The organism is Bradyrhizobium sp. SRL28 (assembly GCF_018596315.1).
Taxonomy (GTDB): Bacteria; Pseudomonadota; Alphaproteobacteria; order Rhizobiales; family Xanthobacteraceae; genus Bradyrhizobium.
In genome coordinates, this window is sequence record NZ_JAHEAG010000018.1 from 152,554 (window position 1) to 158,553 (window position 6,000).

At 58.7% G+C, this 6,000-nt stretch carries 5 protein-coding genes; 4 read left to right on the forward strand and 1 reads right to left on the reverse strand.

Features of this window, described 5'->3' with window-relative positions; genetic code table 11:
* The first annotated feature begins 564 nt into the window (after positions 1–564).
* Both KIP88_RS28520 and KIP88_RS28525 read left to right on the forward strand, forming a co-directional pair.
* On the forward strand, positions 565–918 hold the full coding sequence (locus KIP88_RS28520) for a VOC family protein (RefSeq protein WP_214491423.1): 354 nt from the start codon (positions 565–567) through the stop codon (positions 916–918).
* A 574-nt stretch (positions 919–1,492) separates the two neighbouring features.
* Complete coding sequence (locus tag KIP88_RS28525; protein ID WP_214491424.1) at positions 1,493–3,151, forward strand: winged helix-turn-helix domain-containing tetratricopeptide repeat protein; 1,659 nt, start codon at positions 1,493–1,495, stop codon at positions 3,149–3,151.
* A 126-nt stretch (positions 3,152–3,277) separates the two neighbouring features.
* On the opposite strand, the gene KIP88_RS28530 is transcribed toward KIP88_RS28525, so the two are convergent.
* Positions 3,278–4,468 carry an NADH:flavin oxidoreductase/NADH oxidase gene (locus KIP88_RS28530; RefSeq protein ID WP_308163659.1) on the reverse strand — a complete coding sequence of 397 codons (1,191 nt, stop codon included), beginning with the start codon at positions 4,466–4,468 and terminating at the stop codon, positions 3,278–3,280.
* A gap of 262 nt (positions 4,469–4,730) precedes the next feature.
* On the opposite strand from KIP88_RS28530, the gene KIP88_RS28535 reads away from it, so the two are divergent.
* A complete protein-coding gene (locus KIP88_RS28535; protein ID WP_214491426.1) occupies positions 4,731–5,447 on the forward strand; it encodes an HpcH/HpaI aldolase/citrate lyase family protein in 717 nt (238 codons plus the stop codon).
* Between the two features lie 348 nt (positions 5,448–5,795).
* The coding region (locus KIP88_RS28540) for a hypothetical protein (protein ID WP_214491427.1) at positions 5,796–6,000 on the forward strand (205 nt) is incomplete at its 3' end.

A 6,000-nucleotide genomic window follows, 5' to 3' on the forward strand; every position in this document is an offset into this window, starting at 1 on the left:
CATCGCTGCCGGCTTGATGGCGGATCGACCCGGTTGAATCGAATTCGCCACCGACAGCTTGACACCAGCAACGGGTGCCAGGACCACACGGTTTTGCCGTACGCTGCAACGTCGGTCATCTTGCGCGCCGTGCTCGCTCACGGGAAAACCCGCCCTGCAAACACGCTTCGCGCCTGACGCTGCCTGCGTCCACCGCATCCCGTCCCGCGTTCGTGACGACGCGCGATCCGCCCCTCTTGCCGGGTCGGGACGGCGCGGAAATAGCCACTGATTTGGGGTGATGGAAAGCGATATATTTTTGCAAGGGAGGCTGGACGACCCAAATCAGTTTGAAACGATTTGGAAAATCGCGATTTACGCGCAACGACATCTTGAAGCGTTCGAGCCGAACTAGCCTTGGTGTTGCTTCACTCACGCAGGCATGAACGGAAGTCGGATCGGCTATTCCGATGAGCGTTTGGCGTAGCGGTTGCGCTCGCCTCGACGCGCTTGATCTCGCTTCAGCCAATGGCATTATTGGGGGAACGAGTGTCGGCTTCGAGCAAACTCAGGTTGGAGGCATCGGTGCGCATAACTTATGTCAGGGTGTTCGTGATCGATTTGGCGGCTGCCAAAAAGTTCTACGCTCAAATTCTGGGATTGGAGATATTGTGGGAATACGAGAACAAGGCGATCGGATTTGATCTTGGTCCCGAGTTGATTGTCGAAGATGTGTCTTCAGAGGAAGACCGTGAGGAGCGACACCTTGCAGGCCGATTCGTCGGATGCTCGATTGAAGTTGAGGATATTCAGGCCACGTATTCCCAACTTGTAGCGAAGGGCGTGCATTTTACGACTCCACCCGAAAAACAGGAATGGGGCGGTACGCTCGCGCATTTCGAGGACCCTGCCGGAAATGTCTGGACCTTGGTCGGCTGAAGGTGGTGGTGGCAGAAATACTGTTCGTTTCTCGGCGGCGAGCAATGCAGTAAGCTTGGACAAAGCGCTGCCTGGCTTGCGTAAACGCATACCTGAAATCCTCCCAACCGCGGTAGCATTATTGCATTCCGCGGTGCTGGAGTTGCGGAAATGCCGATTAAACCGCCCATTGTTACAGAGATGGACCTGATACGCGGCCGTCGGATCGTGCGGTCATTGACGCCCCTCAAACGGCTCACTTGCGACGATGCTCAGATCGTTGCGAGGGCAATTGCCGAAAGCTTCGCGGAGGGTCGCAAACAAGGTGTTGATCTAGCGAAGGATACTTTGCAAGCATACCCATGGTGTCCCAAGGAAGCCGCAGCGAAGGGGATGCCGCCTATTCCGGAGTTAAAGGAAGTCCTTCGGTTTCTGTCGGGAGACCATGGACAACCAAACCGGGAGTAGCTTGGCAAGACTTCAATTTCCGGCCTGGGTCACTCGCATCGGTTTGGCAGCTTACATTCTTCTCACCGTCGGCTTATCCTTCGTGCCAACGGGGGCGACATAGGCTTCTCTGAGAAGGAATGGCAGCTTGCGCTATCTCTTCGAGGACTACACATTTGACACGGAACGGCGCGAGCTGCATCGGGGCGTGCATGCGGTGTCGGTCACGCCGCAGGTTTTTGACCTGCTCGATTACTTGATTCGAAACAGGGAGCGCGTCGTCAGCAAAGACGACCTCATTGGTGCCGTTTGGAACGGACGCATTGTCTCTGATGCTGCGTTGACGACCCGCCTGAACGCCGCCCGGCATGCAACCGGCGATTCCGGTGAGGCGCAGCGCCTCCTCAAGACACTGCCGCGCAAAGGCTTCCGCTTCGTTGGTTCGGTGCAGGAGACGCAGACGCCTGCAATCGCAACAGTCGCCACTCATCCGGGCGAACAGGACCCCGAACGTACTGCCCTTCCAGGACAGTCCGGCGTGATGGACGGAGAAGGATTTGGTGCGGCAACACACAACGGTGGCACGATCTCGGACCGGCCCCGTTCGGCTCGTCTTTCAATCGTTGTGCTGCCGTTCGTCAATCTCGGCGGTGATCCGGAGCACGACAGTTTCGTAGAGGGTGTGGCCGAAAGTTTGACCACGGACTTGTCGCATTCCCGCAACTTGTTTGTAATCGGCCGGAACAGCGCCTTCAAATATAAGGGAAAGGAAATCGACGTCCGGCAAGTCGGGCGAGAATTGAACGTCCGCTACGTGCTCGAAGGCTCGGTACAGCGGAACGGCAATCGGCTTCGGATGAACGTGCAGCTGATCGATGCCGAGAACGGTAAGCATCTTTGGGCCGAGCGCTTCGAGAAGCCCATCGCTGACCTCTTCGATATGCAAGACGAAATCGTATCAAGGCTGGCCTACACGTTACACGTCCAACTCGTCATAGCCGCGGCGCGACGAGCAGAACGTTTAGCGCACCCCGATGCGAAGGACCTGAACTTTCAAGGTGTTGCCTGCTTGCACAAGGGTGCAACCTCTGAATACATAACGCAAGCGCGCGGCTTTTTCGAACGGGCCCTGGCAATCGACCATCGAAGTTTCGTAGCGCTGTTCGGCATGGCAAACGTCGATCTGATCGCGGGGTTCTCCCTACTAACTGACGAACCGACCGCGGGCCTTTCGGCAGCCGAAACAAATGCGATCAAAGCGCTTTCGTTAGCCCCGGACGATGCACATTTGCATCTGACCTTGGGTGGCATCTACATTTTGACAAGCCGCGCTGTTCAAGGGATTGCTGAGTGCGAGCACGCATTAGCGCTTGATCGAAATACAGCCAAGGCTCACGGCGCTATTGGTCTTGCTAAAGTACTTATGGGTCGCGCTGCCGAGACTGAGGGCCATGTACTCGAAGCTTTACGTCTTTCCCCTCGCGATATGAGTGCCAACTGGTGGATGCATTTTATGGGCGCAGCCAAGATGCATCTCGCTGCGGATGCCGAAGCCGTCCGATGGCTACGACGAAGCATTGAGATCCACCACAACTTCCCTCCAGCCCATTTTGCGTTAGCCGCCGCCTTGGGCCTCCTCGGCACGCTGGATGAAGCGCGAAGCGCTGCGCAGGCGGGACTTGCGCTAAACCCAGGCTTTACCATCTGTCGCTTGCGCGCCGCCAAGTTCAGTGACAATCCGACGTACCTTGTTGGGCAGGAGCGGTTTTGTGAGGGCATGAGACTAGCTGGGGTGCCGGAGGGGTGATGTCGGAGATGGGGCAAACGCGGACTTCGCGCTCAAAAGCCTGATGCCGTGGCCGGCATGTCGGAATCGCATCGCGCGGATATGCAATGCCTGTTCGCACGATCCGTGGATATGAGGGCAGGGTGCTTACGATCGCACAACAGTACCTGTCGGCGTGGCAAAGCCCTCCATTGTCCTGATCCGCTTCTCGAGCCACCAGCCATATTCCGGTGTCCAGTCCTCAAAGCGGCTGTTGATGCCGAGATCGTGCGACCAGTGGAGGGCGATACTGGGATTGTATTGCGACTGACGACCCACCGCGATCAGATCAGCCTGGCCGTTTTCAATGATGGCTTCGGCTTGTTGGGCCTCCAGAATGAGGCCGACGGCCATCGTGGGGATGTTTGCTTCCCTGCGAACCCTCTCGGCAAAAGGAACCTGGAAACCAAGACTGCGCGTGACCTGCGCTGCCGTTGCAGCACCAGCAATCCCGCCCGAGGAACAGTCGATCACGTCAACCCCGCGCGCCTTCAGTTCCTGCGCCAGCGCCACGGTGTCATCCATATTCCAGCCCTCGCGCGAGCCATCGACCGATGAGACACGCACGAACAGCGGCATCGTATCAGGCATTTCGCGCCGCACGGCCTCGACAATCTCCAGCGGCAGGCGCATGCGGCCGGCACGGTCGCCGCCGTACTCATCATTGCGCGTGTTGGAGACCGGCGAGAGAAAGGACGCCAGTAGGTAGCCATGCGCCATGTGAACCTCGACAACGTCGAAGCCGGCCTTCACCGCATTGCGCGCGGCGTTAGCCCAGATCGCGGGCATGGCTCGGCATTCGGCCGTGGTTAGCTGCCGTGGCGTCAGCCAGCCCGGCGCGACAGGCTCGGCCGTCGGTCCGACCGGCTGCCAGAGTTTTGCGCCCGCCTTGAGGTTCTCCTCAGTCAGCGGACCCATGCCCTGCATGGCAGTCTGCGAGGATGATTTTCGCCCGCCATGGGCGAGCTGGATGCCGATCACCGTGTCCTGGCGCCGCATGAACTCGATCAGCGGTTTGAAACTTTCGGCCTGGGCCTCGTTCCAGATGCCGAGATCATTCTCGTTGATGAGACCGACTTCCTCGACCGCGGTCGCCTCGACAAAGACCAGCCCAAACCCGCCCAGCGCGTGGCGGCCGAGATGCACAAGGTGGAAGGTGCCGCAGCTATGGCCGGGATCGCAGCGGTAATGGACCATCGGCGGTACGACGAGCCGGTTCTTCAGGGTGAGGTTTCGAATTGTCAGGGGCTGGAAAAGCTTTGGCCGCGCCGCTCCGCTGCCGCCGGGTCCGTCCGTCACTGCAGTGCCTCCCGAGATCATTGTTTTGCATATCAAATCAGCTTCTGGCGGGGCCGGAAAGATTTATCGACCAGCCACAGATCCTCTCCATCCTGCAGGGGGCGGGATTGATCAAAGCCAGGGGCCCACGTAAGTTGAAAATGCTGATGATCGTCACCGTCTTCGCCATGCTCGGGTGACCATGGAGCACTTCGGGGGAAATGCGTTGCGCCCAAACCCGTTGAAACCTCGCCTTGCGGCCGGCGGCTGTGCGTTCGGAACGATGACGTTCGAATTCTTCACGCCCGGCTACCCGACGATCTGCCGCGAAGCAGGCGCTGAGTTCATCCTCTATGATATGGAGCACTCAGGCGTCGGCTTCGAGACAATGAAGGCGCAATTCGCATTCTGCCGTGGGCTTGATCTGGTGCCTCTCGTCCGCGTTCCCTCGGGCGACTACCATCACATTGCGCGTGCACTCGACATTGGTGCGATGGGCATCATGGTGCCGATGGTCGAAACACCGGAGCAGGCGAGGGCGATCGTTGACTGCACCAGATATCCGCCGGCAGGACGACGTGGCGCCGCTTTCAATGTAGCGGCGCACGATGACTATTCGGGCGGGCCCGAGGCCGACAAGATCGCCCAAGCGAACGCGCGCACGATGGTGATCGCGCTGGTGGAGACCGCGACAGGCATCGAGAATGTCGAGGCGATCGCGGCGGTCGACGGCGTCGACGTGGTCTGGCTTGGTCACTACGATCTGACCAACTTCCTCGGCATCCCCGGGCAGTTCGACAACCCAAAATTCCATGCCGCCGTCGATAGACTGGTCAAGGCATGCAAGAAGCACGGCAAGACGCCGGGCTTTCTCGCCGGCAATGAGCAATGGGCGCGCGATTGTCGTGCCAAGGGCTTTCGCATGATTGCCTACGGCGTCGACACGCTATTGATGCAAGCCGCGCTCGCGCAAGGCATCAAGCTGTTGCAGGGACCGTGACGAATTAGAGCGAAGTGCGAATTGCCGCCGGGCACAAGCGGAAATGCGGCAGCATTCCTTCAAATGATCCAAGAACTGAGAATTTTAGGGCGTCCTGTCGCGCCGTAATCGGCTTTGTGTGCGCGAAATGAATTACCTCTGTAACGCGCGTTTCAAGCCGAGTTGAGTTTATTGAATCGGAATTTAATGGGACGGGCGCGCGGTCTCCCTACATCCAATACCAGATATCCGCATCGGATGCTGCAAGCAGATAGCTCGCGGTCCAGACAGCGCGCTCGCGTCCTGAAGCGTGATCAATTCGTCTTGTCCCACGCGGCTCTGCAATCGATCCATATAGGAGAAACGAAAATGACTTCATTCAAAGCTCTTGCAGCGGCCGCGCTGCTGGCCGCGACCGCCGCGACGCCGGCATTCGCGCATGCTCCTGGCGGCGACCACGCCCTGTACATCAAGAATCTACGCGACTCCGGATATAATCCGAAGAACGACTTCAATCCGAACGGGACCATGAGGGCCGCCATCCAGGAGCCGGGCGCGTTCGCGTTCTATTATC